The sequence below is a fragment of the Acinetobacter sp. WCHAc060033 genome, assembly GCF_004209125.1.
GTDB lineage: Bacteria > Pseudomonadota > Gammaproteobacteria > Pseudomonadales > Moraxellaceae > Acinetobacter > Acinetobacter wuhouensis.
The window spans coordinates 1-1,467 of record NZ_SGSW01000139.1; the positions used below are offsets into that span (position 1 = coordinate 1).

Annotated in this window: 3 protein-coding genes; all 3 read right to left on the reverse strand. The window is 41.5% G+C overall.

The window, feature by feature from the left end:
• Positions 1 to 473 (reverse strand): hypothetical protein (locus EXE10_RS20910; RefSeq protein ID WP_130114590.1); only part of this gene is annotated, 473 nt, incomplete at its 3' end.
• Positions 470 to 685 (reverse strand): hypothetical protein, encoded by a 216-nt coding sequence (locus tag EXE10_RS20915; RefSeq protein WP_228256877.1) that lies wholly within the window; start codon positions 683 to 685, stop codon positions 470 to 472. The genes EXE10_RS20910 and EXE10_RS20915, both read right to left, overlap by 4 nt.
• Before the next feature lie 82 nt (positions 686 to 767).
• The coding region (locus EXE10_RS20920) for a DnaB-like helicase C-terminal domain-containing protein (RefSeq protein ID WP_165383063.1) at positions 768 to 1,467 on the reverse strand (700 nt) is incomplete at its 5' end.

Here is a 1,467-nt window from a genome sequence, read left to right on the forward strand (position 1 = left end):
GGACTCAAATGATTCCGAATGTCTGTGCAATCGTCTGGCTCGAGTCGTTTGTCGATGCGATGACCTGCTTTGATTTCTGCAAGCTCATCATCCTCAAGGAGTTGATCACCAATTAAAGTAAAACCTGTCATAGCGGCGTAGCATTTAAAGCACATTTTCGGCTCTTTGATTTCACCACCCTTATGTAAATCAGCTGAACCACACTCTATGCAGAGTTGAGGACTGTCATACTCAGCAATGGCGGTGCGGAGGTCGTTTAAATGAATAAATCCATCTTCATTTTGATTTACAACAAATTCACACTCGAACCATTCTTTACAATCCAAGTCCCACCACTCCCAACAATGATCATGGTCTTTTGAGTAGTACAAACCCTCATAATTATCGTAAAAGCAATCTTGAGTTGGCCTACCCTCAACAATCGCCTTCGCCTTTTCAATGCCAATTTCTTTTATTAAGTCATGTTTGATCATGCTTTCACCTCATATTTTTTCTTGTTGTAATGCGCTCTATAGCAAGCCTTACAGACCGATTCCCAAGTGTTTAAAACACTGCCGTCTTTACGTTTACGCTTTCTTGGTTGATAGAACTCAGAATCAAGTGGAAAGCTCTCATTGCAACTCAAACAAAACTTTTCAGTACCAAGCTCGGTTTGAGTTAGTCGATGTGAAATTGAAATACTCACCCCACACCCCCATGCATCACGTTCTCACACTGGCAACTAACCCAAACCAAAACACACACTGCGATTAAAATTAGGAGTTGTTTCATGCTGCGTCTCCTTTCATTCCACCTTCAACAATTGACACAAAACGGCAAATATCTAAGCGGTCCCTAACTCTCGCTACGCCACGCTTGCCATGTCGATTTTTAGCCACAATAATTTCAGTCACACCAGTTGGCAGCTCATCTTCACCGTTGATTGGGTGAGCCAAAATGATCTGATCTGCGTCTTGTTCAATCTGCCCTGATTCTTTTAGGTCAGAAGCCTTTGGGCGTTTGCCTTTTTCTGATTCACGATTCAATTGAGCCAAAGCAATCACTGGGCAATTAAATTCTTTTGCCAATGCTTTTAAATCACGACTGATTGAGCTGACTTCTTGATAGCGATCTTTCTTGCTTGGATCACGAACAAGCTGTAAGTAATCAATTACGATGCAACCAAGCTTTTTGTATTTACGTCTCGCTTTACGTGCATAAGAATGAATTTCCGCAATCGTTGGCTTTTGCTTATCTTCAATATGAATTTTCAACTTGCTAAATTTATGTTGTGCTTCTGCGAAATCCTTAAGCATTCCATCGTAAAGTTCAGCGTTATGGATGTTGTTGTACGGAATACTGGTTAAAGCCGAAATACAGCGATTTGTGAACGTCTCAACGTCCATCTCAGCCGATACCACTAAGACCGATTCTTGATAGCGCAACGCTGTTTGGATCGTCACCATTTGAGCCAGTGTTGATTTACCT